The organism is Streptomyces sp. NPDC059994 (assembly GCF_042737755.1).
GTDB lineage: Bacteria > Actinomycetota > Actinomycetes > Streptomycetales > Streptomycetaceae > Streptomyces.
Window position 1 is genome coordinate 1 of record NZ_JBHWUR010000013.1, and the last position, 26,090, is coordinate 26,090.

Genomic DNA, 26,090 nt, shown 5'->3' on the forward strand with positions numbered 1-26,090 from the left:
GGACCGTGCGTGGCTGATCGCGCAGTTCCCCGCGCCCCTGGGCGGTCAGGGGCGCGGGGAACTGCGCGAGCGACCCGGCACGGTCCGCGGACAGAGAACCAGCCGCCCGGGGAAACGGGAGAAGCCCCCTCGGTAGGCGTTCCTACCGGGGAGCTTCGCGTTGCCTGTGCTCAGCTGGTGGCTCAGTACCAGCTGTTCTGCTGCCAGAAGTTCCAGGCGCCACACGGGCTGCCGTAGCGCGAGTTCATGTAGTCCAGGCCCCACGCGATCTGGGTGGCGGGGTTGGTCTGCCAGTCGGAGCCCTTGGTGGCCATCTTGTTGCCGGGCAGCGCCTGGACCAGGCCGTACGCACCGCTGGACGGGTTGGACGCGTGGATGTTCCAGCCGGACTCGTGGTTGACGATGTTGCTGAAGCACTGGAACTGCGCGGCGCTCGGGATCATCTTCTTCGCCACGTCCTGGGCGCCCATGGGGGCGGCCTGGGCGGGAACGGCGGCTGCCGCAATACCGGCGGCGGCGAGCAGCGTGGCAGCACCGGCGGCGATCGACTTCTTGCGGGCGATGAGACGGGCGGCGAACGACACAGAGAGTCCTAACTTCGGGGGCATGGGCTGTCGCGGAGCAGGTGGCAGCTCCGGAGAGCCACATGAACTCCCGGGAGGAGCAAGGGTTTTTCGTCCTGCGAGGGCTTCCGCGGCCCGGGTGACGGGCCAGGCGGTGCCCGGCGACTGCACCAGTTTTAGCCACCCCGAGGAGCCGATGCAACGACCCCTGGTACTAGTGGTCCTCGCATCCGGGGTGGAACGGCCCGGGTGGGGGGTGGGGGAGAAACGGCTGGTCGGAAGGGTTATTTATGGCTTTATATGGGCCGTATAAAGCAACTATTACGGGTCGTATGTGACGCAGGTCCTGTGGGGGGCCTCACCCCGGGGGCCGCCCGGATGTGACCTGGGCCTCCGAGGGGGACCCGTCGAATGTGACCTGGGCCTCGAAGGCGGCGCGCCGGGTGGCCCTGCGGAGCGCCTTCAGCACGGTCGAGCCGAGCGTGAACGTCAGGACCGTCGTGAGCACCGCCCTGCCCAGGTCCCAGCCCAGCGAGGTGGTCGCGCAGTACGCGGCGAAGCGCAGCAGGTTCTCGCCCAGCGGGTCGCCCGGGTGGAAGGAGATGCCGGACGACATACCGCCGATGTACGTCCAGCCCTGAAGGTTCATGACCGTGCCGTACGCGAAGGACGCCGCGAAGCCGTACAGCGCGAGCATCGCCAGCTCGCCCCGGCCCCGGAGGCGGTGCCGGCCCGGGAGCAGCCCGGCGCCCATGGTGAACCAGCCCATCGCCAGCATCTGGAACGGCATCCAGGGGCCGACACCCCCCGTGAGCAGGGCGGACGCGAACATCGTGACCGAGCCGAGCACGAAGCCGAACCCGGGGCCGAGGACGCGGCCGCTCAGCACCATCAGGAAGAACATCGGCTCCAGACCGGCCGTGCCCGCGCCCAGCGGGCGCAGGGCGGCGCCGACCGCCGCGAGGACGCCGAGCATGGCGACGGCCTTGGCGTCCATGCCGTCGTCCTCGTCCGCGATGGTGGCGACGACCACACCGACGAGGAGGGGCAGGAGCGCGGCGAAGAGCCAGGGGGCGTCCTGGGAGTGGGCGAGCCCGGAATCCTCGTCCGCGAGGAGGGGCCAGCCGAAGGCGGCGACGCCGACGAGGGTGATGAGGGCGAGGGCGACGACCCCGCGCGGGCCGAGGCGGACGGCCTTTGCCTGGGGGGTGTGGGGCCCGTGTGCTGTTCGGGGTGGCGCCGTCATGCCAGGGCCTCGCGTACCTGGGTGACCGTGAGCCACGGGTCCGGGGCCAGGATCTTGGAGACCTGGGGGGCGTAGGAGGGCGAGGAGACGACCACGTCGGCCGTCGGGCCGTCCGCGACCACCTCGCCGTCGGCCAGGATCACCACCCGATGGGCGATCTCCGCGGCCAGCTCCACGTCGTGCGTGGCCAGGACGATCGCGTGGCCCTCGGCGGCGAGGTCCCGCAGCACATCCGCGAGGCGCGCCTTCGCCGCGTAGTCCAGACCGCGGGTCGGCTCGTCCAGCAGGAGCAGCGGGGGGCGGCCGGTCAGCACGATCGCCAGCGCGAGGGCGAGGCGCTGGCCCTCGGAGAGGTCACGGGGGTGGGTGGCGTCGGGCACACCGGGCAGCAGGGCGGAGACGAGGTCGCGGCAGGTGCCGGGGGTCGCCTCGGCGTCCGCGTCGGCCGCCGCGCACTCGGCCTCGACCGTGTCCGCGAACAGCAGGTCGCGCGGCTCCTGCGGTACGAGGCCGACCTCGCGGATCAGCTCGCGCGGGGGTGTGCGGTGCGGGGTGCGGCCGTTGACGGTCACCGTGCCGGTGGTGGGCTCGATCATGCCGACGAGGGTGTTGAGGAGGGTGGACTTGCCGGCGCCGTTCCGCCCCATGAGGGCGAGGGTTTCGCCGGGGGTGACGGTGAGGGTGATGTGGCGGAGGGCGTCTATACGGGCTCGGCGTACGCCGAGTTCTCTGATGGTGGCGGTTGCCGCCGCGGCGGGCTGTTTTGCCCTTGTTGCCCTTGTTGCCTTTGCTGCCTTTGTGCCTCGGCGAAGGCGGAGCGCCGCGCGGAGGCGGCTGGTGTTTTCCAGCGCGGGCCGGCGGGTGGGCACCCGGCCTCCGGCCGGACCGGTGTTCCCACCCGCACCGCCCGTGACGGCGGGTTCGCCGGTGCGGGTCTTCCCGTGGGGGGCGGGCGCCGTCGGCGGGTGCGGGGCCGCGGTGGGCACCCGGCCTTCGGCCGGGTTGTCGTACCCACCCGCTCCGCCCGTGTGGGGCTCTCCGTGGGGGCCGGGCGCCGTCGGCGGGTGCGGGGCGTGGGGGGGAGTGCCGCCTGTGGTGGGGGGTGCGTCGGTGTGGGGCTCTCCGTGGGGGGCGGGCGCCGTCGGCGGGTGCGGCGTGGCGGAGTCGGCGTGTGGGGGCTTTGCCGCCAAGCGGGCTCGGAGGTCGTTTGACCTGCGGCGGGCGTCTCGTACCGACAAGGGGAGGGGGTGCCAGCCTGCCAGGCGGCCCAGGGTTACCACCGGGGGGTGCACCGGGGAGACCGCCATGATTTCCGCGGGGGTGCCCAGGACCGGGGGCGCGGACGGGGACGGGAGCAGGAGGACACGGTCGGCGTACTGGATCACGCGCTCCAGGCGGTGCTCCGCCATCAGTACCGTCGTGCCGAGGTCGTGGACCAGCCGTTGCAGTACGGACAGGACCTCCTCCGCCGCCGCCGGGTCGAGCGCCGACGTCGGCTCGTCCAGGACCAGGACCTTGGGGTGCGGGGTCAGGACCGAGCCGATCGCCACGCGCTGCTGCTGGCCGCCGGAGAGCGTGGCGATCGGGCGGTCGCGGAGGTCCGCGAGGCCCAGCAGGTCGAGGGTCTCCTCGACGCGGCGGCGCATCACGTGCGGGGCGAGGCCCAGCGACTCCATGCCGTACGCCAGCTCGTCCTCGACCGTGTCGGTGACGAAGTGGGCGAGCGGGTCCTGGCCCACCGTGCCGACCAGGTCGGCGAGTTCGCGCGGCCTGTGGGTACGGGTGTCGCGGCCGTCGACCGTCACGCGGCCGCGCAGGGTCCCGCCGGTGAAGTGGGGGACCAGGCCCGAGACCGTACCGAGGAGCGTCGACTTGCCGACTCCGGAGGGGCCGACGAGGAGGACCAACTCGCCCTCGGGGACGGTGAGTTGGACTTGCTGGATGGTGGGGGTGGCGTGGCCCTCGTAGGTGACCGACACCTCTTCGAAGCGGATCATTTTGACTCCTGGGGTGCCTGGGGCGTCTGGGGTGCCTGGGGCGCGGGGGTCACGAAGGCCGGGAGCAGGCCGAGGAGGGTGGCGAGGGCGGGCCAGAGGGGGAGCGCGGGGGCGGTGAGCGGGACCACGCCCGGGTGCAGGGCGTCCGGAGCGTACGTACCCGCCCAGATCATCGCGGCCGCCACCGCCGCACCGGAACCGGCCACCAGCCAGGCGCGGGCGCCCCAGCGGTCGGGGCGGTAACGGGTGCGGACCGAGCGGCGGCCGCCCAGGCGCAGGCCCGCGAGGGCGGCGGCGAGGCCGGTGAGCAGGACGGGCAGGCCGTAGCGGGCGCCTTCGGCGGCGAGGAGTGCGTACGTACCGGCGCAGACGCCGAGGAGTCCGCCGAGGGTGAGGACGGTGGTGGTGTGGCGGACGGCGGGCGGTACGTGCGCGGTGCGGCCGTAACCGCGGGCGTCCATCGAGGCGGCGACGGCGACCGAGCGCTCCAGGGCGCCCTCCAGGACCGGCAGGCCGATCTGGAGGATCGCCTTGATGCCGCCGGTGGGGCGGCCGCGCAGACGGCGGACGGTGCGCAGGCGGGAGACGTCGGCGACCATGTTCGGCGCGAACGTCATCGCGACGACGACGGCCACGCCCGCCTCGTACAGGGCGCCCGGGAGGGACTTGAGGAGGCGGGCCGGGTTGGCGAGGGCGTTCGCGGCGCCGACGCAGATGAGGAGGGTGGCGAGCCGGGCGCCGTCGTACAGCGCGAAGAGCATGCCCTCGGCGGTGACGCGGCCGCCGATACGGATGCCCTTCGCCCACTCCGGGAGGGGGGCCTCGGGGAGCGTGAGGAGGGTGTGGGTGCCGGGGATCGGCGAGCCGAGGGCGACGTTGAAGACGAGCCGGATGGCGACGACGGCGAGGCCGAGCTTGACGAACGCGGTGTACGAGCGGGCCCAGGGGGCGTCGGTCCTGCGCGCGGCGACGACGTAGCCGGCGACGGCGACGAGCAGGGCGAGGAGGAGGGGATTGGTGGTGCGGGACGCGGCGGTGGCCAGACCTATGGCCCAGAGCCACCACGCGCCTGGGTGCAGGGCGTTGGCCCGGGTGGCGTAGGGGGTACGGGGTGCTACGCGCTTCGGGGTGCGGCTTCGGTTGGCCGCGGGCCGTGGGGTGCGGCGGGTGTCGGCCGCGGGCCGTCGTGGGTACGCCCTGCCTTCGGCCGGGCCGGTGTTCCCCGCCGCACCGCCCGTGCGGGGCCCTCTGCGGGGGGCGGTCGCCGTCGGCGGCTGCGGGCCGTGGCCGGCCACCCGGCCTTCGGCCGGGTTGTCGTACCCACCGCCCGCTCCGCCCGTGCGAGTGGGCGGGCAGGTGCGGGGCTCCTCGTGGGGGCCCGGCGTTGTTGGCGGCTGCGGTGTGTGGGTGGGAGTGCCGACCGTGGCGGGGGGTTCGCCGGTGCGGGGCTCCTCCTGGGGGCCCGGCGTCGTCGGCGGCTGCGGGGCGTGGGTGGGAGTGCCGCCGGTGGCGGGGGGTTCGCCGGTGCGGGGCTCCTCGTGGGGGCCCGGCGTCGTTGGCGGCTGTGGTGTGTGGGTGGGAGTGCCGCTCGTGGTGGGGGGTTCGCCGGTGCGGGGTTCCTCGTGGGGGCCGGACGTTGTTGGCGGCTGTGGTGTGTGGGTGGGAGTGCCGACCGTGGCGGTCGGGCGGGGCTCCCCGTGGGGCGCCGTTGGCGGCTGCGGGAGATCGTCGTTGGTGGGCATCTGGTGACGTGGTCAGTCGCGGTGGCGGCGGCGGGATTGCCAGACTGCTGCTGCGGCCAGCGTAACGATCGCCGCGATGCCTGCCATCAGGCCCAGGGACGGGCCGGAGTCGGACGTCTTCTTCGGCTCGGCCGACTGCTCGGCCGACTGCTCGGCGGGCTTCGAGGTGTCCGTCTTGCCCGACACCTGTTCGCCGCAGCCCGCGTGCGGGTAGCCCGCGATCGCACAGAGCAGGGCCGCGCTGTTGTAGCGGAGCGGCTTGGCCACCGCGGCCAGGGCGTCCGCCGTCGTCGCGTCCTCGGGGACCTGCGCGCACGCCGTACGCGCCGCCGGGGGCGTCTCGCCGCCCGGGGCGTCCTGCGGGGTGCCGAAGTCGAGGGCCAGGGCGACCCGCTTGCGGCCCGGCTTCGCGGGCGTCGACGCGCACACCTGCGCGAACGTCGGCGCCGAACGCGGGGTCGCCGCGTCCTTGGAGTCCGCGCTGACCGCGAAGCGGAAGCCCTGGACGTCGCCGTCCGAGGGGTGCGCGGTGGCCGGGCCCTGTGTGGCGTACGTCCAGGCCGTGCCCTGGCGGTCCCAGAACGACCAGTACCGGTACCCCGACGCCTCGGCGGATCCCGCCACCGCCCCCGCGCCGAGCGTCAGCGCGAGGGCGAGGCCGGTGACGGCCGGGAGGCGGTGCGGCTTCACTTCTGAGCGTTCTTCTTGCGCGCGCTCACCAGGAAGCCGACGCCCACGCTCGCCACGAAGAACACGCCGACGATCCACCACACGGACATACCGGAGGAGTCGTCCTTCTTCTCGTCGGACTTGGCCGCCGACTTGCTCTGGTCGGCTGCCTGCGTTCCCGCCGGGGTCGGGCCCGTCGCGTTCAGCTGGGACACCAGGTCCGCGCCGCCGAAGTTCCTCGGGTCGGCGCCGGTGGCGTTCGTGGCGAGGAGGAGCTGGGCGTAGGCGGCCGGGCCGTTCTCCTTGGCCCAGCCGGACGCGTTCTTCTCCAGCCACTGCAGGGACGCCTTGGCCTGGGCCTCCTGGCCGTCGGCGGCGAGGGCGACGACGGCGTCGGCGGTGTTGCCGTAGTCGGGCTGGCCCTCGGCGCCCGGCATCGCGGAGTTGAGGTGACCCGACTTGGCCATGGTCCTGGCCAGGTACGCGGCGCCGTTGTGCGCGGCCTGCTCCGGCGTGGCCGCCTTCTCGCAGGTGGTGCCCTTGGCGTCGGGGTTGCCGGCGGTGGCGGCGAGGCCCTTGCCGTACGAGGCGGTCACGGCGGCGGCGCTGGCGTCGGCGTTCGCGTACAGCTTCGCGGTCTTGAGGTCCGGCTGGTACGCGAACGCGCCCGAGCCCGGCGTGCTGTCGCACGGCATCGCGAACGTGAGCAGCGCGTCCAGCGGCGACTTGCCGCCCTTGGCGGACTTGGCGTCGGCGGGCTTCTCACCGGCGGCGGCGAGGGCGCCGATCACGACGGAGGTGGAGTTGGCGTCGCTCTTGCCGCCGGGGTTGTAGGCCCAGCCGCCGTCGTCGTTCTGCACGGTCTTCAGCCAGGAGACGCCCTTCTTCACGGCGTCGGTGCGGTCGCCGAGGGCCACGAGGGCCTGGACGGCGGCGGCCGTGGCGTTGGTGTCGAGCATCGTCTTCGCGTCGCACGGCTTGGTGGCGTCGAGGCGGTACGAGGCGAACGCGCCGGTGTCGCACTGCTGCCCGGTCAGCCACGTCACCGCCTGCGCGGCGGGCTTCACGCCGACCGTGCTCTGGGCGAGCAGGGCGAGCGACTGCCGCCAGACGCCGTCGTACGCGGGGTCCTTCGTCCCGTACAGCCCCTGCGGGAGGGTCGCGGCGGGGGAGGAGGACGGCGCCGTGCCGTCGGCGAAGGCGGCCGGGGCGGCGGCGCCGAGGACGACGGTGGCGGCGGCGGCGAGCGCTGCGGCGCAGCGGCGTACGGTCATGGCGGGCGGTGCCTCTCCTGCGGGGGCCGGGCGGCAGGCGGGCGCGGGGGCACGCCGGCTCCGGCTCCGTGTACCTCGACGGGGCCGGTCATCGGCGGCTTGCCGTGACCGTTGAGCCGGTCATGTCCGTCGGGGCGATCCGGCTTGCGCGCCGTGGTCTGGGCGGGCTTACGGATGGAGGTCTCCCCTGTTCGAGCGGGGTCGAGAGCCTGGGGAAGGGTCAGCGCCGGATTCCCCCCGTACGGTCATGGACGACGCGCCCACTGTACCGGCCGCCGTGTTCCCGGCCGGGGGCCCCCTGCCGGGGCCCTGCCGGGGCCCCGCCGGGGCTCCGCCCGGGCCGACTTGTGTCCGGGCCGACTTGTCCGGGCCGACTTGTCCGGGGCGGCTGCTCCGCCTGCGGCGGGTGTATCCCCCACCCCGCCCCTTCCCGAAAGCCCTCAGCCGGGCGGCCGGGTGCGTCGGCTGCGGACCGGTGGGGGCTGGTCGCGCAGTTCCCCGCGCCCCTTGGGCACCTCCAGCCCCTCCGGGGTGCGAGGAGCGGGCTCCTTCTGGGGGGCGGGGAACTGCGCGACCGGCCATAGGCGGCCTGCGGATGAACGGGGGCCGGGGCGGAGCCCCGAGCGGGGGCGGGGGCGCAGGCCCCGTAGTGGGGTGCAGGCCCCGCGAGGGGGCCCGGGGCGGAGCCCCGCCCGGGGGGCCGGGGGTGCAGCCCCCGGGAGGGCCGCCTCAACCACCCACCCACCCCCGGAGGGTTCAGGGAACCCCCGATGCTCCAGATTCCGTGTTCTGGAGTGATCGAGTTATGGCGGCATCCTCGCTGGTCCCAGAGTCGAAGCAATCTCCGCTCTCCACAAGGAGCATGGAAGAGAGCAACGGAACCCTAGGAACAGTCTTCGCCGAGACCCTGCGGGGTGTGCGGTGTGTCCGTCTGTCGGTGCGGACGGATGAGACGACCAGCCCTGAGCGTCAGCGTGAAGCCGACGACATAGCGGCGGCAGCCCTCGGGATTGATTTTTGTGAGGGTGACGCGCTGCGCGAAGCGGTCGACCTGGACGTGTCCGCGTCCAAGGTCGGCCCCTTCGAGCGTCCGCAGCTCGGCGAGTGGCTGAAGCGCCCCGACGACTTCGGCGCCCTTGTCTTCTGGCGCTTCGACCGCGCCATCCGCTCGATGCAGGACATGCACGAGCTTGCGAAGTGGGCGAAGCAGCACCGCAAGATGATCGTGTTCGCCGAAGGCATCGGCGGGGGTCGGCTCGTCTTCGACTTCCGCAACCCGCTCGACCCCATGTCCGAGCTCATGATGCTCATGCTCGCGTTCGCGGCACAGGTCGAGTCCCAGTCCACCAGCGACCGCGTGACCGGCGCACAAGCGGCCATGCGCAAGATGCCGCTTCGGTGGCGTGGCGGAGGACAGCCCGCGTACGGCTACCTGCCCGCCCCGATGCCCGCCGAACATGGCGGGGTGGGCTGGACGCTCGTCCCGGACCCGGTAGCGGTCACGGTGATTGAGCGGATCATTGCCGCGCTGGTGGCCGGGAAGAGCCCGCTCACTATCGCTCGGATGCTGAACGCTGACGCCTGGTGCGACTGGTGCATGGGCGCCTTCCCCGCTGACGGGGTGGACGTGGACCACGTGCGCCCGCTGTCGCTCGGTGGCGAGGACGTAGACAGCAACGTTCAGGTGCTGTGCCACGGCTGCCATGGGCTGAAGACGCGTACGGAGTTCGGGGCTAGCGCGACGTGATCCATGCGGCGAGCCCGCTTCCTGTGGTTGTGGCGAGGGCTGCCACCAGCCACGCAGGAACGCGCTGCACCGTCAAGTGCAGTACGCCGCAGCGAAGTTCGAGCGCGGGCGGGTCAGTCTCAGGGAGGGCAGGGGTGTGCTTGGTCATGACTTCCTCCGGGCAGGCAAGGGCGCCCCCGAACAACAAGGACGAGATCTATGCGGGCCCCTGCGGACAAGGGGCGGCGGACCGGTCGGCGTTGCCGCACTGTCTCACGGAGGAGCGCGGGTTGTGCACCGCAACCACATGATTGATCTGAGCTTTTCTTGAGGTCAGGGCCGTGATGGGCAGCGTTGTTGACCTTGTCCCCGCCTGATGGAGGTGGCCCGCATGCCCCGAAGACCCCCCGTGCTCTGTCCCCGGGGCCCCGAGCCGACCACTGGTGGGCGTGGTGCCACGGGCCCCATCAGTCCAAGGCGCACACGGAGTTCGGGACGGCGGGCTAGCGGCCCGTCCACCAGGCGGCCCCGGTGCCTATGGCTGTGGTTACGAGCGTGATTAGCCAAGCGGGTACGCGCTGAAGTGTCATGCGAAATCCACCGATACGGATGTCCAGCGCCGGTGTCGTGCGGTTTGGGCTCATTAGCTGGTCCTCCGTCAGGTTGGTGTCTGGCAGGGGCGTTTGGGGTCGGTCCCGTGGCTTCACCATCCCCGAGATCGCGCCGGAGAGTGCACTCGGGGCTCACCATTGGGCTTAAAGGCGGCACTCAGTGTCACTAATTCTCGTCAATGTGACCTATTCACCCGTTGATATCGCCTTTGGGTAGTAACTCGGGACCCCTCGCTTTGTCACGCCGTGCCGGTGCGGTGCGTGTTGGGTCCCGCCCATCCGAACGGAAGGCCCTCCATGCCCCGAAGACCCCGCCCCCCGTGCTCTGTCCCCGGTTGCCCCGAACTGACCCGCGCTGGTGGCCGCTGTGAGGCTCACCGACGCGAGGCCGAGCAGCAGCGTGGGACGAGTGCTGAACGGGCTATACGACGCGTTGGCAGCGCATTCGTAAGGCGTACCTGTACCGCAACCCGTGGTGTCTGCTGTGTGGTCGCGCGGCCACGGTCGCGGACCACTTCCCTTTGTCTCGGCGTGAGTTGGTGGCGCAACGGGTGGCCGATCCGAACGCGTTCAACAGGCTTCGTCCGCTGTGCACGCAGTGCCACAACAAGGAGACCGCGAAACGCCAACCTGGTGGTTGGGCAGCCGCAAATGCGAAGCCAATTCGGACATAAATACCGTTCCGACCAGGGGGGCACTCCCCTCCTCCCGCCCAAAAGATCGGGCGGGAGGCAAAAAACTCGCATGGCTGATTAGGCCGTTTCTGTGGGCGTCGCCAGCAAGTATTAGTGGCACCCTTTCATTTATCCAAACCGAATTGAGGAATTACTCGTGTCTTTGACTCTTGCCGAATCCGCGAAGCTCTCACTTGACCAGCTTCAGCGCGGTGTGATCGAAACGTTCGTTCAGGAGTCGCCGATCCTGGACCGACTTCCGCTGATACAGGTGGCGGGCAATGCCTACCGGTACAACGAGGAATCCACCCTTCCCGGGGTTTCCTTCCGGAGTGTGAACGAGGCGTACCCGGAGAGCACGGGAACGCTGAACCAGCGGATCGAGACGCTTGCCATCCTCGGTGGGGATGCCGACGTGGACAAGTTCATCGCGCAGACCCGGGGCAACATCAACGACCAGCGGGCCATTCAGATCATCATGAAGGTCAAGGCGGCCTCCATTCACTTCTCGGACCAGTTCTTCAACGGCGATGTGGAGGTGAACCCGAAGGGCTTTGACGGTCTGCGCAAGCGCCTGCTCGGCGGTCAGGTCCTGGACGCGAAGGGCGTCGGTCCGGTGGTCAACGGGCATGACTTCTTTGATGCGTTGGACGCGCTGGTCGCCCAGGTGCGAGGCATCAGCGGTTCGAACGGCGCGCTCTACATGAACGCCGCGCTCCGGGCGAAGATCGAGTCCGGTTTCCGGCGGCTCGGCGGTGCCGAACTTCTCTCGGCCGAGATAGCCGGGAAGCGCACCGTGACGTGGAAGGGCATTCCGCTGCTGGACGCCGGGCAGAAGCTGGACGGCACCGATGTACTCCCGATGACCGCCGGAACGGGCGGCAAGCAGACCGGCGACATCTACGCTGTTCGGTTCGGCTCCACCGAGGCCGACGCTGGAGTCACCGGCCTGACCAACGGCGGGGTTCAGGCCACCGACTTGGGTGAGTCCCACGACAAGCCCGTCTACCGCACCCGCATTGACTTTTACTGCGGCCTCGCCCTGTTCGGCGGGAAGGCCGCCGCACGCCTGACCAACGTCCTCGCCGGCTGACCCGACACCACGAGAGCCCCCGCGCTCGTCGCCCTTCGGGGCGGCGGGTGCGGGGGATTCGTCATGTCCGGGGCCGTCTGCCGGGCGTACGCTGCGGACATGAGCACTGTCGGGGATCGGGTGAGGGAACTCCGCAAGCGCGCAGACCTCACGCAGCGCGAGCTAGCCAAGGCGTCTGGGGTGTCGTTCCGGACTGTTGAGAACCTGGAGCAGGGAAGGGGCGGCACGACCCGACTGGAGACGCTACGAAAGCTGGCCGTCCCCCTGCGCACGACAACGAGCTACCTACAGGGAGACCACACCGAGGCCGGTAACCCGGACGTTGCCACCGTGGACCGTTGGACGGGCGTACGCGCTGCTCTCATGGGTCCGCCCCCGGTATTGGTCCCGGGTGAGGTACCGCCGACCGTTGCGGGCGTAAAGGCCCTCGTACGGGACGTGACCCCCCTGTTCTCAGGTGATCAGTTCGCAGAGTTGGCCGCCGTACTGCCCCCGCTGCTACGCGAGGCTGAACTACTTGGCGCGGAGGGCCGGACCGTCCGTGTGCGGCTCTTGCAGCTCGCCGGATGGCTCATGGTCCAGACCCGCCAGTTCGAGGCCGCAGACGTGGCCCTATCGCGCGCCTTGGACGATGCCGCCGACAAGCTCGAAGGGGCCGCCACGGTCAACACTCAGTGCTGGCTACTTCTCCGCCAAGGGCGGCTAGCGGAGGCCCGTGAACTGTCTGTCCGCTGGGCCGACGACCTTGAACCTCGGATTTCCAGAGCGACGCCGGATGAGCTGTCCGCGTGGGGCTGGGCGCTGCTGAGGGTGTCGGCTGCCAGCGTGCGGGACGAGCGGCCCGGGGACGCCGCTGACGCGCTCCGCCTGGCCCACGCTGCCGCTGTTGCGCTGGGACGGGAGCACGCGCCCGGCGGTGACTTCCTACGGACGTTCGGGCCGACCACGGTAGCGATGAAGCGGGCCGAAAACGCGTCGGTCGTGCAGCGCCCCGACGAGGTGCTACGGCTGGCCTCTCTCGTGCCCGCTGGTGGGCTCCGCCCCACGTCGAACAACTGGAACCGTCACCTACTCGACGTGGCGAACGCCGAGGTTGAGCTACGGAACTATGGGCGCGCTGTCGAGAAGCTGACCGAGATTCGCCGGAACTCCCCCGAGTGGCTGCCGAACCAGCGGTTCGCGCGAGACATCCTCGGCAAGGTGGTGCGAAAGCGTAGGCGGTTGACCCCTGAGATCCGGGAACTTGCCGACGCGGTAAGCCTGCCTGCGGATATGTGACTTCCCTCCAGGGAGCCCCCAAACTCCCAATTGTCTGGGGGATGTTGCCGTCCGATGGTCGTGTGAGAGACCACAGCGAGGGGACGGCGAGAGAGCATGTCCGAGAAGTGGACCCCCACCCGGGGGAGTTACGCGGTGGACACGGCAGACAACCGGATCGGAGAGGTACGCCGCCTGTTCAAGGGCAGCGCGTACCTCGTTCCGCCCGGCGGTGGGGTCGAGTGGGCCGTTCAGCCGGAAGCGTTGAGGCGGCCGACCACCGCTGAGGTGGAGCGAGCACGTGTGTGGACGACGCCGGTCGGGTCGCGCTGATGGCGGCCCCGTGGGTTCCCGCTCCGGGGGTACTGGTCAAGGACACGCAGCGCGGGCGGCTCGGGGAAGCCGTCGCATGGGACGCGGACACGCGCACGGTCACGCTGTCACCGCTCAAGGGTGGGGAGACGTGGGAAGCCGAGGTGTTTCGCCCGCCGAACGAGCTTGACCGGCTGCGCGCCCGGATCGTGAGAGTGAGCAAGCGGTGAGTGCCCGCAGCACGTTGCGTGCGGTGGTCTACAAGGTGCTGCGCCACCCTGACAGCGAGGTGACCATGACGGCCCGCTGCATGAGTGGCAGCGGGTGTCGCTGGGAGCTCGCCCCGTCGCCGGACCTTGAGGCGGGGGCGGTGGCGCTGATGTCCCACACCGCCGAGACCGGTCACGCGATCTTCGCGCGCTGCCTGGAAGACATGGCGTGCGTGGTGCTCGACAACCAAGCCGAGCAGGAACGGCGAGTGAAGATCAACGCTCTGGAGCGGGCGGCCAAGGGTCCCGTAGAGAGTGAGCCACAGCACACGCGGGCGGAGACGTGAGGTGCGTCCTTGAGGCCCTGGGCGTCACCCTGGCTGCCGTCGCGTGGCTCGGCACCGTGGCCCTCATAGCGGCTCGCCTCTGAAGACTCCCGGCCCCCGGTAAGGCCCACTGTCACGAGGGGGCCCGTCCCGGCCGGGGTTCGGGGCAAGCCCCCGTCCGGTCGCACGCCCCGTGAAGCGGAGACGGCCGGGCGGGTCAGCAAGTGCACGACGGCGCGGGGACCGACTCCCCGTTCTTCGACGGGAGGCAACGCACGATGGCTGAGCGACCTGAATTCGAGTTCCACACGTCCAGCGTGTGCAAGTACGACCCGAACGACCGACGCTGTGTCGAGGTGGCGACCAACGTCCCCGGCAAGGTGGCCATCCGCAACTCCGAGACTGGCCACACGATCGAGTTCACAGCGGTTGAGTGGACCGACTTCCTGGGCGGTGCCAAGCTGGGCGAGTTCGACTTGTCGGCATAGGGAGACCCCATGCAGCGGTGCCCACGATGCGGCGGCAGCACGGAGACAGATCCGGAGCACATGCGGGTGGTCTGCTGCCTGTCGTGTTGGCACACATGGGTGCTTCCTGATGAGCGCCGTTGCTCTGGGGTGCGAAACTTCCTGGCCCCTGGGCTGCGAACGCTGGAGGAGCACCGGGACCTGAACCGCTGAGTCCCGCAACGGCCCCGGTCGGCACGTACCCATGCGTGCTGGCCGGGGCTACTCGCCGCCCTGGTGTCCGGCCCCGGCACCCGGTCCCGGACGTACGTGCCACGCTGCGGCACGGTGCCGAGCCTCACCGACGACCAGGCAGGGCGGATCGTGGCCGCCGTAGGGTCTTCGTTCTGCGCGTAGACCTAGATCAGACAGGGACCAGCCCCGTTCGGCCACAGTGCCGAATGGGGCTTCCTTGTCTCCTGACCAGCCCCTATCCTCCAGAACACCTACTTCCGAGCATCGGGAACGGGTGGGGTGGGGGGATCCACCGCTCGGTAGGACAGCGGTGCGCCCGGTACCCCCTCCGCCCGCCCCAGCTTCACCAGCCGCCGCACATGCGCCTCCGCCTCCGACACCGCGATGTTGCGGGAGCCGTGGGGGATCTCCTCCCAGGGGCGGTTCCACTCCATGCGGACCGCCAGTTGCCACGGGGTCAGCGGCTCCGCTGCCAGCAGCGCCAGCAGGTCCGCGAGGCGGGACTCGTGGTGGGCCAGGAGCGCCCGGACACGCCCAGCCGCGTCCGTGAACGCGTACTGGTGGGCGGGAAGCACCTCCGCCACCCCCAGCCGCCCCACCCGCTCCAGGGACGAGACGTAGTCGCCGAGGGGGTCCGTCACCGTCGCGTCGTCGGGGTCCTCGTACAGTCCGATGTGCGGGGTGATCCCGGGCAGCAGGTGGTCGCCCGAGAACAGGCGGCCGTGGCCGGGGCGGTCGGACGGATGCCGTTCCTCCAGGTGGAGGCAGACGTGGCCCGGCGTGTGGCCCGGTGTCCAGATCGCCCGCAGCCGGCGGCCCGGCAGCGGGAGCAGGTCGCCGGGGACGATCTCGCGGTCGGGGAGCGCCGCCCGCAGGCCCGGCAGCACCCGGCCGGACCCCCGCGCCCGCGCCGCCCGCAGCGGCGCGAGGTGGTCCTGCGGCGCCCCCACCGCCGTCAGCTTCTCCGTCAAGTAGTCGAGCCACGCCCCCGGTTCGGCTTCCCGGGTGCGCCGTACGACCGCCGTGTCCGCCGCGTGCATCGCGAGCCACGCGCCGGACGCCTCCCGTACCCGGCCGGAGAGCCCGTGGTGGTCGGGGTGGTGGTGGGTGAGCACCACCCCGTGGATGTCGGCGATGTCCGTTCCGATCTGCCGCAGCCCGTCCGTCAGCGTGTCCCAGGACGCCGGGTCGTCCCATCCCGTGTCGATCAGGACCGGGCCCCGGTCGGTGTCGACGACGTACACCAGCGTGTGGCCGAGGGGGTTGTCCGGGATGGGCACCTCGATGGAGCGGACGCCCCCGCCGTGCTCGCCCACCCGCGTCCCCCGTGTCACCTGCGTCATGGATCAGCCTCGTCTCTGGCCACCCGCTGGAAGCTCCAGGGCACCGCCACAGTAGAACGTGTTTCAGTCAGCCCTCAAGAGGTCTCCCGGCCCGTGGACTCCTGATAGTGGAACTGGTATCAGTTCTGGCAGATCTGAAACGCCGTCAGAAAACGGTCCGGAGCGGACCCGAGCGGGAGGCACCACGCCATGGCCGACGCCACGAAAGACTCTGTCAGCGATCTCATCGAGCACGACCGGCTCTACATCGGCGGGGAGCTCACCGACCCCCGTGGATCCGACGTCATCGAGGTCGTCTCGCCCCACACCGAGCAGGTCGTCGGCCGTGTGCCGCACGCCTCGCGGGCCGACGTCGACCACGCCGTCGCCACCGCCCGGCGGGCCTTCGACGAGGGGCCCTGGCCACGGCTGCCACTCGCCGACCGCATCGAGGTCGTCTCCCGTATCAAGGACGCGATCGCCGTACGCCACGAGGAGATCGCCCGCTCCATCAGCACGCAGAACGGCTCCCCGTACTCCTGGAGCGTCCTCGCGCAGGCCCTCGGCGCGATGATGGTCTGGGACGCGGCGATCACCGTGGCGCGCGACTTCCCGTACGAGGAGCGGCGCGCCGGCGTCCTCGGGCCGATCCTGGTCCGGCGCGAGCCGGTCGGGGTCGTGGCGGCCGTGGTCCCGTGGAACGTCCCGCAGTTCGTGGCCGCCGCCAAGCTCGCGCCCGCGCTGCTCGCCGGGTGCTCGGTGGTGCTCAAGCCGTCCCCCGAGACGCCCCTCGACGCGTACATACTCGGCGAGATCGCCCGGGAGGCCGGGCTGCCGGAGGGCGTGCTCTCGATCCTGCCCGCCGACCGCGAGGTCAGCGAGTACCTGGTGGGGCACCCGGACGTGGACAAGGTGTCGTTCACCGGGTCGGTCGCGGCGGGGCGGCGCGTGATGGAGGTCGCCGCGCGCAACCTCACCCGGGTCACCCTGGAGCTGGGCGGCAAGTCCGCCGCCGTCGTCCTGCCCGACGCCGACCTGGCGTCGACCGTCGCCGGAGTCGTCCCGGCCGCGTGGATGAACAACGGGCAGGCGTGCGTCGCCCAGACCCGCATCCTGGCGCCCGCGAGCCGTTACGACGAGTTCGCGGAGGCGTTCGCGGCCGCCGCCGGGCAGCTGGTCGTCGGCGACCCGCTCGACCCGGCGACCCAGGTCGGTCCGCTGGTCGCCAAACGGCAGCAGCAGCGCTCGCTCGACTACATCCGGATCGGCCAGGAGGAGGGCGCCAAGATCCTTGCGGGCGGCGGCCGTCCGGCCGGGCGGGACCGGGGCTGGTACGTCGAGCCGACGCTCTTCGGCGCCGTCGACAACTCCATGCGGATCGCCCGCGAGGAGATCTTCGGGCCGGTGATCTGCCTTCTGCCGTACGCGGACGAGGCCGAGGCGCTGAGGATCGCGAACGACTCCGAGTACGGACTCAGCGGCAGCGTATGGACCGGCGACGTCGAGCACGGCATCGACTTCGCCCGCCAGGTGCGCACCGGCACCTTCAACGTGAACACCTTCAGCCTGGACATGTTCGGCCCGTTCGGCGGCTACAAGAACTCCGGCCTGGGGCGGGAGTTCGGGCCCGAGGGGCTGAGCGAGTACCTGGAGCACAAGATGATCCACCTCCCGGCCGGATATGGCGGTGAGGTGTGATGGGTGACCGCTGGCACGTCGAGGTCGACCGGAGCGTCTGCATCGGGTCGGGCATGTGCGTGAACACCGCGCCCGGTGGCTTCGGGCTGGACACGGCGCGGCAGTCGCGGCCGCGGGCCGCCGAGACCGATGCCAATGAGCGCGTGCTCGCCGCGGCCGAGGGGTGCCCGGTGGAGGCGATCAGCATCACTCTGCTCCAGTCCGGCGAGCCGGTTTTCCCTCCTGAGGAGTGAGTGCTCGGTTATCTGCGGCCTCGGTGGGGGCTGGTCGCGCCCACGCGGCGGAGCCGCACAATGTCACAGCCCCGCGCCCTGGGAGGTACGGGTCAGCGCGTCCAGCGAAGGGCGCCCCGAAGGGGCGTACTTAGGGGCGCGGGGAACTGCGCGCCCAGCCCTCACCGGCCCGCGGCCGAATCGCCCAGCCCTCACCGGCCCGCGGCCGAATCGCCCAGCCCCCACCGGCCCGCAGCCGCATCGCCCAGCCACCGGCGTCCCGCAGCCGCATCGCCCCGTGTTCGAACCCCTACGAACACAGGTTGACGCATGCGTACCGCACAGTGACCGCATGACACATGCGACTGTCCGGCCCCCGGCCGGCGTGGCACCTTCGTTGCCACGCCACCGAGGGGGGAAGCGATGGACAAGCGGTACGAGGTCTTCTGCCTGGCCGACAGGCATTTCTACGAGACTCCGGACCGTTTGTCCTCGTCCAGGACCGGGGAGTCCGTGCCGCTCTTCGAGGCGGCCCAGCGCCCGGTCCCCGAGGGGTGGCGCACCGCCCTCTCCGGGGACTGGCTCCACTTCAGCCCGGTGGACGCGGCCGGCGAACCGCGCCCGGGCCGCCCCCGCCAGGGCTGGAAGATCCACGTCTCGGCGTGTCTGGACAACGCCGAGAAGATGGCGGCGCAGGTGTGGGAGTACTGCGTCCCCAGAGCCGTGCCGTTCAAGTTCGTGCCGGGCCGCCAGCCGCTCCACCTGCGCAACTCCAAGTACGCCGGGCGCGGTTCGAGCGGGAAGTTCGCCACGATCTACCCGTCGGGCGTGGAAGAGCTGGAGCGCATACTCAACGAGCTCGGCGAGCTCCTGGACGGTGAGCCGGGCCCGTACATCCTCACCGATCTGCGCTGGAACTCCGGGCCCCTGTACGTCCGTTACGGGGGCTTCGTCGAGCGGCACTGCGTCGGCGAGGGCGGGGCGCTGGTGCCCGCGATCGAGAACGCCCGGGGCGAGCTCGTCCCCGACCGCCGCGACCCCGCGTTCCAGGTGCCCGAGTGGGTGGCGCTGCCCCCGTTCCTGCGGCCCCAGCTGGAGGCGCGCAACGCGACGACCGTGGGCGACCTGCCGTACCGCATCGAGCAGGCGCTGCACTTCTCCAACGGCGGCGGTGTGTACGCCGGGACCGATGTGCGCGACGGCAGCAAGGTCGTCCTCAAGGAGGCCCGGCCGTACGCGGGTCTGGCCGCCGACGGCTCCGACGCGGTCACCCGCCTTGAGCGCGAGAAGGCCGCCCTGGAGCGGATCTCGGGGCTCGGTGTGGCGCCCGAGGTGCGCGACTGGTTCGAGCTGGGCGGCCACCGCTTCCTCGTCATGGACTTCCTGGAGGGGCGCACGCTGAACGCGTTCTTCGCCGAGCGCCACCCGCTGCTGGCCGTCGACCCCGACCCGGACGCGGTGGCCTCGTACACGACCTGGGCGCTCGCGGTGCACCGGGCCGTGGAGCGGGCCGTGGAGGAGGTGCACTCGCGCGGTCTGGTCTGCAACGACCTGCACATGTTCAACGTGATGGTCGACCCGGACGGGGGCGAGGCGAACGGCGGCCGTGAGGTCTGCGTGCGGCTCCTGGACTTCGAGGGCGCGGTGCCGGTCGAGGAGCACCAGGGGCAGATGATGGCGCACCCCGGGTTCATCGCCCCGCGCGACCGCACCGGCTTCGAGGTCGACCAGTACGCGCTGGCCTGTCTGCGGCTGGCCCTGTTCGTGCCGATGACGACGCTGCTCGTGATCGACCGGGACAAGGCGGCGCATCTGGCGAAGGTCGCGGCGAGCCAGTTCCCCGCCGTGCCGGAAGGCTTCTTCGAGGAGGCGGTACGGGTCATCCGGGGGGCGGACGAGCCCCTGCGGCGGCCCTATCTGCCCGTCCAGCCCGCCGAGTGGCCCGCCGGGCGCGACTCGATGGTCCGCGCGATCCTCGCCTCCGCCACGCCCGAGCGCGAGGACCGGCTCTTCCCCGGTGACATCTCCCAGTTCGCGGACGGCGGCGGCCTCGGGGTCGCATACGGCGCGGCCGGGGTGCTCTACGCCCTGGACGTCACCGGCGCCGGGCGCTACCGGGACGGTGAGGAGTGGCTGCTGCGCCGCACCGAGGAGCCGCCCGCCGGCTGTCCGCTGGGCTTCTACGACGGGCTGAGCGGCGTCGCGTACGTCCTCGACCGGCTCGGCCACACCGAGCGCGCCCTCGACCTCGTCGACCGGGTGCTCGACGAGAAGTGGCAGCGGCTCGCGCCCGGGCTGCACGGCGGTCTCGCCGGACTCGGGCTCGCCCTCGACTCGCTCGGCCGCACCACCGGCGAGAGCGATCTGCGCGACCGGGCCCTCGAAGCGGCCTGGATCATCGCCGGGGAGCCCGAGGCGGAGGAGGAGCCGGGCGGGGCCGCCGGACGCCGGCGCGCCGGGCTGCTGCACGGCGCCAGCGGCCCCGCCCTGCTCTTCCTGCGGCTCTACGAGCACACCGGTGAGCCCGCGCTCCTCGACCACGCCGCCGAGTTCCTCCGCCGCGACCTCGCGCGCTGCGTCACCGACCGCTCGGGCGCCCTCCAGGTCGACGAGGGCGTGCGCACCATGCCCTACCTCGGCTCGGGCGGCGTCGGCATCGGCATGGTGCTCGACGACTATCTGGCGCACCGCCACGACGAGGAGTTCGCCGCGGCCAGGGCCGCGATCCTGCCCACCGCGCGGCTGCGGTACTACGCCCAGCCGGGCCTGTTCGACGGCCGCGCGGGCATGGTGCTGCACCTCGCCCGCACCCGCGCCGCACGTCCCGACCTGGACGCGCAGAGCGCGGCGCTCGCCTGGTACGCCGTGCCGTACAAGGGCCATCTGGCCTTTCCCGGCAACCAGATGATGCGGCTCTCCATGGACCTCGCGACCGGCACGGCGGGCTGTCTGCTCGCCCTGGGCTCCCTGCCCGGTGCCGCGTCCGCCCGAAGGCGCCCCGCGGGGCTGCCCTTCCTGCCACCGCTTCCGGTGGCCCCCAGGACGGCCCCGCGAGGGGCCGGACGGTGAACCCGTCCCCACGGAAAGTTCCACTACACAAGGAGATCGCGATGACACTTCTCGACCTGCAGAAGATGGACGTTCCCGAGACCACCGGTGGCGGCGGTGGTGGCGGCGAGAGCAGCCTGAGCCTGCTCCTGTGCGACAAGAACAGCTCGCACAGCCAGCTGCTCTGCCTCTGAGTACACGAACCACCGTGATCAATCCCTGTTGCACCTGATCAACCTTGATCGAACCTGATCAACTGTGTGACGCGGCCCCGGGCGGATCTGCTCTCCGCCCGGGGCGTGCGCGCCCCCGGAGGGCCCCTTGGCGCAGCGCCCCTTTCTCCGCGAGACCGTTCGCTACGGCGCGGCACCCGCCGCCCTCGTCCTGCTGCTGACCACGGCCCTCGCCGGGGCGGGCCTGGCCCTGCCGTGGGCCCTCGGCCGCACCCTCGACCTGCTGCTCGGCGACGAGCGGGCGGATGCGGGACCCTGGCTCGCGCTGTGCGCGGCGCTCACCGGCGCGACCGTCCTGCTCGGCGCCCTCGACGGCCTGGTCACCGCGACCGCCAACGCCCGTACCACCGCGTGGATACGCGACCGGGTACTGCGCCACGTCCTCGCGACCGGGCCGCGCGCCACCCTCCCCGAGGGCGACCTGGTGGCCCGGCTCGTCGGCAACGCGGCCCAGGCCGGACCCGTACCCGCCACCCTCGCCGCCACGCTCGCCGCCGTGCTCACCCCGGTCGGCGGCCTGGTGGCGCTCGCCCTCACCGACGGGTGGACGGCCCTCGCGCTGCTCGCCGGGATGCCCGTACTCGCCCTGCTGCTGCGGGTGTTCGTGCGTGCGTCCGGCGATGTGGGCGCCGCCTATCTGCGCGCCCAGGGCGAGATCGCCGGGCGGCTCACCGAGGCGGTGGAGGGCGCCCGCACCATCGCGGCCGCCGGAACCGCCGAACGCGACGCGGCCCGCATCCTCGCCCCCCTGCCCGAACTCTCCCGCCAGGGCTTCCGTATGTGGCGCGTCACCGGCCGCTCCACCGCCCAGGCCGCCGCCCTGCTGCCCCTGCTCCAGCTCACCGTGCTCGCGGTCGCCGGGCTGCGGCTCGCGGACGGCGCGCTGAGCGTCGGCGGGATGCTCGCGGCCTGGCGGTACGCGGTCCTCGCCACCGGCACCGGCGTCCTGGTCGGCCTGCTCAACGGCCTGGTGCGCGGCCGCGCCGCCACCGACCGCCTGGCCGAGGCACTCGCCCCGCCCGCCATGACGTACGGAACGCGCCAACTGCCCGAAGGTGCTGGGGCATTGGAGTTCCGGAGCGTCTCCACCGGCCCGCTGCGCGAGGTCGACCTGTACGTGCCCGGCGGCGCGGTGGCCGCCGTGGTGGGGCGGTCAGGCAGCGGCAAGACGGCCCTGGCGGCGGTCGCGGGCCGGCTCGCGGACCCCGACCGGGGCACGGTCCTGGTCGACGGCGTCCCGCTGCCCGAGCTCTCCCGGGACGCGCTGCGCCGCGAGGTCGGCCACGCCTTCGCCCGCCCAGCGCTGCTCGGCGCGACCGTCGGCGGCACGATCGCGTTCGGCGTCGGCGAACCGGGCCCCGAGGAGGTCAGGGCGGCCGCGCGGGCGGCGTGCGCCGACGAGTTCGTCCGCAGACTGCCGCTCGGCTACGACACGCCCTGCGCCGACGCCCCGATGTCCGGCGGCGAGGCCCAACGGCTCGGCCTGGCAAGGGCGTTCGCGCACTGCGGGCGGCTGCTGATCCTCGACGACGCCACCTCCAGCCTGGACTCCGCGACCGAGCTGAAGGTGTCCCGCGCCCTGCTCGACGAACTGACCCCGGGCACCCGGCTCATCGTCGCCCACCGCGTGACCACGGCCGCCCGCGCCGATCTGGTGGTGTGGCTGGACGGCGGCGGGGTGCGCGCGCTCGCCCCGCACGCGGAGCTGTGGCGGCTGCCCGAGTACCGCGCGGTGTTCGCGGAGGAGGCCGGGTGGGAGGAGGCGGGGTGAGGGGAGACCGGGTGAGGGGAGGCCGGGTGAAGGGTCGCCTGCTGCGGTTCGCGCGCCCCCGGTGGCGGGCGCTGCTCCGGCTCGCCGCCTGGTCGGCGCTGGAGGCGGGGGAGACGTTCCTGCTCGGCTACGCGCTGGCGCGGGCGCTCGACCGGGGCTTCCTCGCGGGCCACACCGGGACCGGCCTCGGCTGGCTCGGGCTCGCGGCGCTCGGCGTGCTGGCCGGGTCGTTCGGCACCGGCCGGGTGCATCTGGCGGTGGCCGCGCTCGTCGAGCCCGTACGCGACGACCTCGTACGCGGGGTGGTGCGCCGGGCGCTGCGGGCGCCGGACGGGGCGGCGGTCTCCCGGCTCACCCACCAGGTGGAGATCGCCCGCGACACGCTCGCCGGTCTGGTGATGGTGTCGCGGACCTTCGTCGTCACGGCGGTGGGGGCGCTGATCGGGCTGCTCTCGCTGGCGCCGGTGCTGCTGCCGGTGGTGGCACTGCCGCTGGCCGCCGGGCTCGCCCTGTTCCTCGCCACCCTGCGCCCGCTCGCCCGCCGCCAGGAGGTGTTCCTCGCCGCCGACGAGGCGCTGGCCGCCGAACTCGGGCTCGCGGTCGGCGGGTTGCGGGACATCACGGCGGCCGGGGCGCAGGACCGGGTGGCGGCGGGCGTACGGGAGCGGATCGACGCCGAGTTCCACGCCTCGCGCGCACTGGCCCGCTGGGGCGTGCTGCGGACCCTAGCCGCCGGGATCGGCGGCCGGCTGACCGTGGTGCTGCTGCTCGCGGCGGCCCCCTGGCTGCTCGACCACGGCGTCACCCCGGGCGAGTTCGTGGGCGCCCTCGCCTATCTCACCCAGTCCCTGATCCCGGCCCTGCAGTCCCTGATGCAGGGCCTGGGCACCTCGGGGGCGCGGCTGTTCGTGGTGCTGCGGCGGCTGACGGCGGACGGGGCGCACGAGGAGGCGCCCGCGCGCCCCGGCGGGGAGCCCGGTCCGGGCGAGGCCGTGCGGCTGCGGGGCGTCACCTTCGCGTACGGGCCGGGGGCGGCGCCCGTCGTCGACGGCCTGGACCTGACCGTGCCCGAAGGCGGGCACCTCGCGGTCGTCGGCCCCAGCGGAATCGGCAAGTCCACGCTGGCCGAGCTCATGGCGGGGGTGCGGGCGCCGGACAGCGGCGAGGTCCTACGCGGCTGCGCGCGGGTCCTGGTGCCCCAGCAGGCGTACGTCTTCACCGACACGGTCCGCGCCAATCTCACCTATCTGTGCCCGGACGGCCCGCCCGGCGACGAGAGCCTGCTCGCCTCCTGTACGGCCGTGGGCGCCCGTGGACTCGTCGACCGGCTCGGCGGGCTCGACGCCACCGTCGCACCGGCCGGACTCTCCGCCGGGGAACGGCAGTTGATCGCTCTCGCCCGGGCGTACGCGGCTCCCGTGCCCCTGGTCCTGCTCGACGAGGCGACCTGCCATCTCGACCCGGCGGCGGAGGCGCGGGCGGAGCGGGCGTTCGCGGAACGGCCCGGGACGGCCCTGGTGGTCGTGGCACACCGGACCGGCTCGGCACGCCGGGCCCGGCAGGTGCTGATGCTCGGCGGCGCCGGGGTGGAGCGCGGCACGCACGACGAGCTTCTCCAACAGTCACCGTTCTACCGGGAGTTGACTGGATTACACCCATCCCTCGCCCTGGGAGATGCGGATGGCGTCCACGCGGTTGCGGGCGCCGGTCTTACGGGTGATCGCCGCCATGTAGTTCCGTACGGTCCCGTTGGACAGGTGGAGGCTGTGCGCGATGTCCGCGATCGAGGCGCCCTCGGCGGCGAGTGAGAGCACGCTCAGCTCCCGTCTCGTCAGCGGCATTTCGGCCGCCCGCAGGAACCCGTAGCCCAGCGAGTCGTCGACGAACCGCTGGCCTGCGGCGGCCCGTCTTATCGCCGTGACGAGACGCTCCGGAGTGGCGTCCTTGTCGACGTAGCCCAGCGCGTGCGCCTCCACGGCCTGGCGTAGCGGCCCGGGTCTGTTGGCGCTGGCCAGCACGACGAGCCGGGTGCCCCGCGACCCGTTGTGCCGGCTCTGTAACTCTCCCAGCGGTGCGATTCCGTACGAGTCGGAACAGTCCAGGTCCACGGCGCACACATCCGGCCGCAGGACCCGCGCGCGGGCGGGTGCGCTGCGCCACGGCGCGTGATGGATCTCGAAGCCCGGTTCACGCGCCAGGCGGTCGGCCAGAGCCGACCGCATCAGACAGGCATCGTGCACGAGAAGTACCCGGATCACGTTTAAGCCCCCTCCAGCTCCCCGCCTACCGGTTGCCTTCCTTTTGCACGCGAAACATTTCTATCCGGGGCCCGGGGGACGGGAAGCCGGATTATCAGCCACGGGGTGGCACGGGGGCGCGCACGGCGCACAGAGCGGCGCGGGGCGGTGGCACCCGCAGTACGTGCGCGCCGGGCGCAGAGCCGGTTCGCCGCGCTGACCAGGCCGGGAACGGGTCGGCCGGGAACCGGGTCAGGCCGGGAACGGGTCGGCCGGGAACCCGGTCAGGCCGGGAACGGGGTCGGCCGGGAACCGGGTCGGCCGGGAACGGTCAGGCCGGGAACCGGGTCAGGCCGGGAACGGGTCGGCCGGGAACCCGGTCAAGCCGGGAAGCGGGTCAGCCGGGAACCGGGTCAGGCCGGGAACGGGGCAGGCGGGAACCCGGTCACGCCGGGAGGCCCTCCGGTGCGGTGAGGTCGATCAGCCGGCACACCGTCTCGATGTCGATCTTCACCTGGGCGATCGAGGCCCGCCCCGACAGCCAGGTGATCAGGGCCGAGTGCCAGGTGTGCTCGATCACGCGGACCGCCGAGAGCTGCTGCGGGGTGGGGTCGTCCAGGCCCATCGCGTCCAGGATGATCGCGGTGGTCTGCCGGGAGACCGTGTCCACCTCGGGGCTGACCGAGCGGTCGGCGAAGGTGAGCGCGCGCACCATCGCGTCGGCGAGGTGCGGCTCGCGCTGGAGCGCGCGGAACGCCCGCATCAGCGTCTCGGCGACCCGCTCCGCGGCCGAATCGCCGGACGGCGGGTGCTTGCGGAGCGTGGAGTGCAGATGCTGGAGCTGGTCCTGCATGGTGGCGACCAGCAGATGGATCTTGGACGGGAAGTAGCGGTAGAGCGTGCCGAGCGCGACCCCCGCGGCCTCGGCCACCTCGCGCATCTGGACCGCGTCGAAGCCGCCCCGGCTGGCCAGCTGGGCGCTGGCGTGCAGGATGCGGCGGCGGCGCGCCTCCTGGCGCTCGGTCAGGGCGGGCGACGCAGGAATGGCTGCTTTGGCTTCCGCTGTCATCTGTCCCGTTCCGTCGTCCGATGCCCGGTGTTCCCCGTGCGGTTCCCGCGCCCCTGGCTGCCCGTTTCCGGGGGCACAGCATGGCAGGGGCTCCCGTGGT

General features: G+C 72.3%; 21 protein-coding genes and 2 pseudogenes. 14 read left to right on the forward strand and 9 right to left on the reverse strand.

The window, feature by feature from the left end:
- Positions 1-182: 182 nt before the first annotated feature.
- The 6 genes from ACFWA7_RS09810 to ACFWA7_RS09835 all read right to left on the reverse strand — a co-directional run bounded on the left by ACFWA7_RS09810 (position 183) and on the right by ACFWA7_RS09835 (position 7,491).
- Positions 183-584, reverse strand: coding sequence for a transglycosylase SLT domain-containing protein (locus tag ACFWA7_RS09810; RefSeq protein WP_385544693.1), 402 nt, complete (start codon positions 582-584; stop codon positions 183-185).
- 337 nt (positions 585-921) lie between these two features.
- Positions 922-1,809: an ECF transporter S component gene (locus ACFWA7_RS09815; RefSeq protein ID WP_385822072.1), complete on the reverse strand. Its 888-nt coding sequence runs from the start codon at positions 1,807-1,809 to the stop codon at positions 922-924.
- Positions 1,806-3,806 carry an ABC transporter ATP-binding protein gene (locus tag ACFWA7_RS09820; protein ID WP_385822075.1) on the reverse strand — a complete coding sequence of 667 codons (2,001 nt, stop codon included), beginning with the start codon at positions 3,804-3,806 and terminating at the stop codon, positions 1,806-1,808. Before ACFWA7_RS09820 ends, ACFWA7_RS09815 begins: the two co-directional genes overlap by 4 nt.
- Entirely contained in the window at positions 3,803-4,885 is a 1,083-nt protein-coding gene (locus ACFWA7_RS09825; protein ID WP_385822202.1) for an energy-coupling factor transporter transmembrane component T, read from the reverse strand. Before ACFWA7_RS09825 ends, ACFWA7_RS09820 begins: the two co-directional genes overlap by 4 nt.
- 675 nt (positions 4,886-5,560) lie before the next feature.
- The gene (locus ACFWA7_RS09830; RefSeq protein WP_385822077.1) at positions 5,561-6,238 is read right to left on the reverse strand and encodes an SCO2322 family protein; all 678 of its coding nucleotides are present in this window, start codon (positions 6,236-6,238) and stop codon (positions 5,561-5,563) included.
- Positions 6,235-7,491, reverse strand: a complete 1,257-nt coding sequence (locus ACFWA7_RS09835; protein ID WP_385822079.1) for a prenyltransferase/squalene oxidase repeat-containing protein — start codon at positions 7,489-7,491, stop codon at positions 6,235-6,237. The genes ACFWA7_RS09830 and ACFWA7_RS09835 overlap by 4 nt, the downstream gene beginning before the upstream one ends.
- Before the next feature lie 862 nt (positions 7,492-8,353).
- Here ACFWA7_RS09835 and ACFWA7_RS09840 point away from each other — a divergent pair.
- The 8 genes and pseudogenes from ACFWA7_RS09840 to ACFWA7_RS09875 all read left to right on the forward strand — a co-directional run.
- Positions 8,354-9,070, forward strand: a pseudogene (locus ACFWA7_RS09840) (recombinase family protein); the annotation flags it as partial.
- An 18-nt stretch (positions 9,071-9,088) separates the two neighbouring features.
- Positions 9,089-9,238: an HNH endonuclease gene (locus ACFWA7_RS09845; protein WP_385822204.1), complete on the forward strand. Its 150-nt coding sequence runs from the start codon at positions 9,089-9,091 to the stop codon at positions 9,236-9,238.
- 1,421 nt (positions 9,239-10,659) lie between these two features.
- Positions 10,660-11,595: a major capsid protein gene (locus tag ACFWA7_RS09850; protein ID WP_385544669.1), complete on the forward strand. Its 936-nt coding sequence runs from the start codon at positions 10,660-10,662 to the stop codon at positions 11,593-11,595.
- 99 nt (positions 11,596-11,694) lie between these two features.
- On the forward strand, positions 11,695-12,873 hold the full coding sequence (locus ACFWA7_RS09855; protein WP_385544666.1) for a helix-turn-helix domain-containing protein: 1,179 nt from the start codon (positions 11,695-11,697) through the stop codon (positions 12,871-12,873).
- A 96-nt stretch (positions 12,874-12,969) separates the two neighbouring features.
- On the forward strand, positions 12,970-13,185 hold the full coding sequence (locus ACFWA7_RS09860; protein ID WP_385822082.1) for a hypothetical protein: 216 nt from the start codon (positions 12,970-12,972) through the stop codon (positions 13,183-13,185).
- Positions 13,158-13,394 carry a hypothetical protein gene (locus ACFWA7_RS09865; protein ID WP_385544660.1) on the forward strand — a complete coding sequence of 79 codons (237 nt, stop codon included), beginning with the start codon at positions 13,158-13,160 and terminating at the stop codon, positions 13,392-13,394. The genes ACFWA7_RS09860 and ACFWA7_RS09865 overlap by 28 nt, the downstream gene beginning before the upstream one ends.
- Positions 13,391-13,720 (forward strand): hypothetical protein, encoded by a 330-nt coding sequence (locus tag ACFWA7_RS09870; RefSeq protein WP_385822084.1) that lies wholly within the window; start codon positions 13,391-13,393, stop codon positions 13,718-13,720. Before ACFWA7_RS09865 ends, ACFWA7_RS09870 begins: the two co-directional genes overlap by 4 nt.
- A 257-nt stretch (positions 13,721-13,977) precedes the next feature.
- Positions 13,978-14,187 (forward strand): DUF397 domain-containing protein, encoded by a 210-nt coding sequence (locus tag ACFWA7_RS09875; RefSeq protein WP_385544654.1) that lies wholly within the window; start codon positions 13,978-13,980, stop codon positions 14,185-14,187.
- Positions 14,188-14,651: 464 nt separating this feature from the next.
- Here the strand turns inward: ACFWA7_RS09875 and ACFWA7_RS09880 are convergent, their stop codons facing one another.
- Complete coding sequence (locus tag ACFWA7_RS09880) at positions 14,652-15,743, reverse strand: MBL fold metallo-hydrolase (RefSeq protein WP_385822086.1); 1,092 nt, start codon at positions 15,741-15,743, stop codon at positions 14,652-14,654.
- A 189-nt stretch (positions 15,744-15,932) separates the two neighbouring features.
- Here ACFWA7_RS09880 and ACFWA7_RS09885 point away from each other — a divergent pair, with 189 nt between their 5' ends.
- The 6 genes and pseudogenes from ACFWA7_RS09885 to ACFWA7_RS09910 form a co-directional block, all read left to right on the forward strand.
- Positions 15,933-17,420 carry an aldehyde dehydrogenase gene (locus ACFWA7_RS09885; RefSeq protein ID WP_385822088.1) on the forward strand — a complete coding sequence of 496 codons (1,488 nt, stop codon included), beginning with the start codon at positions 15,933-15,935 and terminating at the stop codon, positions 17,418-17,420.
- The gene (locus ACFWA7_RS09890; RefSeq protein ID WP_385544646.1) at positions 17,420-17,653 is read left to right on the forward strand and encodes a ferredoxin; all 234 of its coding nucleotides are present in this window, start codon (positions 17,420-17,422) and stop codon (positions 17,651-17,653) included. Before ACFWA7_RS09885 ends, ACFWA7_RS09890 begins: the two co-directional genes overlap by 1 nt.
- A gap of 402 nt (positions 17,654-18,055) precedes the next feature.
- Positions 18,056-20,701, forward strand: coding sequence for a class III lanthionine synthetase LanKC (lanKC, locus tag ACFWA7_RS09895; RefSeq protein WP_385544643.1), 2,646 nt, complete (start codon positions 18,056-18,058; stop codon positions 20,699-20,701).
- 41 nt (positions 20,702-20,742) lie between these two features.
- Positions 20,743-20,874, forward strand: coding sequence for a SapB/AmfS family lanthipeptide (locus ACFWA7_RS09900; RefSeq protein ID WP_385544640.1), 132 nt, complete (start codon positions 20,743-20,745; stop codon positions 20,872-20,874).
- 127 nt (positions 20,875-21,001) lie between these two features.
- On the forward strand, positions 21,002-22,684 hold the full coding sequence (locus tag ACFWA7_RS09905; RefSeq protein WP_385822090.1) for an ABC transporter ATP-binding protein: 1,683 nt from the start codon (positions 21,002-21,004) through the stop codon (positions 22,682-22,684).
- A gap of 872 nt (positions 22,685-23,556) precedes the next feature.
- Positions 23,557-24,120: pseudogene (locus ACFWA7_RS09910) on the forward strand (ATP-binding cassette domain-containing protein); the annotation flags it as partial.
- 213 nt (positions 24,121-24,333) lie between these two features.
- Here ACFWA7_RS09910 and ACFWA7_RS09915 read toward each other — a convergent pair.
- Entirely contained in the window at positions 24,334-24,942 is a 609-nt protein-coding gene (locus tag ACFWA7_RS09915; RefSeq protein ID WP_385822092.1) for a LuxR C-terminal-related transcriptional regulator, read from the reverse strand.
- 424 nt (positions 24,943-25,366) lie between these two features.
- Positions 25,367-25,990, reverse strand: a complete 624-nt coding sequence (locus tag ACFWA7_RS09920; RefSeq protein WP_385544631.1) for a TetR family transcriptional regulator — start codon at positions 25,988-25,990, stop codon at positions 25,367-25,369.
- Positions 25,991-26,090 lie beyond the last annotated feature (100 nt).

Coding starts and splice junctions, on each gene's coding strand:
- lanKC (WP_385544643.1), top strand. CDS start 18,056: ATGGACAAGCGGTACGAGGTCTTCTGCCTGGCCGACAGGCATTTCTAC.
- ACFWA7_RS09890 (WP_385544646.1), top strand. CDS start 17,420: ATGGGTGACCGCTGGCACGTCGAGGTCGACCGGAGCGTCTGCATCGGG.
- ACFWA7_RS09815 (WP_385822072.1), bottom strand. CDS start 1,809: ATGACGGCGCCACCCCGAACAGCACACGGGCCCCACACCCCCCAGGCA.
- ACFWA7_RS09885 (WP_385822088.1), top strand. CDS start 15,933: ATGGCCGACGCCACGAAAGACTCTGTCAGCGATCTCATCGAGCACGAC.
- ACFWA7_RS09900 (WP_385544640.1), top strand. CDS start 20,743: ATGACACTTCTCGACCTGCAGAAGATGGACGTTCCCGAGACCACCGGT.
- ACFWA7_RS09855 (WP_385544666.1), top strand. CDS start 11,695: ATGAGCACTGTCGGGGATCGGGTGAGGGAACTCCGCAAGCGCGCAGAC.
- ACFWA7_RS09835 (WP_385822079.1), bottom strand. CDS start 7,491: ATGACCGTACGCCGCTGCGCCGCAGCGCTCGCCGCCGCCGCCACCGTC.
- ACFWA7_RS09875 (WP_385544654.1), top strand. CDS start 13,978: ATGGCTGAGCGACCTGAATTCGAGTTCCACACGTCCAGCGTGTGCAAG.
- ACFWA7_RS09845 (WP_385822204.1), top strand. CDS start 9,089: ATGGGCGCCTTCCCCGCTGACGGGGTGGACGTGGACCACGTGCGCCCG.
- ACFWA7_RS09860 (WP_385822082.1), top strand. CDS start 12,970: ATGTCCGAGAAGTGGACCCCCACCCGGGGGAGTTACGCGGTGGACACG.
- ACFWA7_RS09820 (WP_385822075.1), bottom strand. CDS start 3,806: ATGATCCGCTTCGAAGAGGTGTCGGTCACCTACGAGGGCCACGCCACC.
- ACFWA7_RS09920 (WP_385544631.1), bottom strand. CDS start 25,990: ATGACAGCGGAAGCCAAAGCAGCCATTCCTGCGTCGCCCGCCCTGACC.
- ACFWA7_RS09880 (WP_385822086.1), bottom strand. CDS start 15,743: ATGACGCAGGTGACACGGGGGACGCGGGTGGGCGAGCACGGCGGGGGC.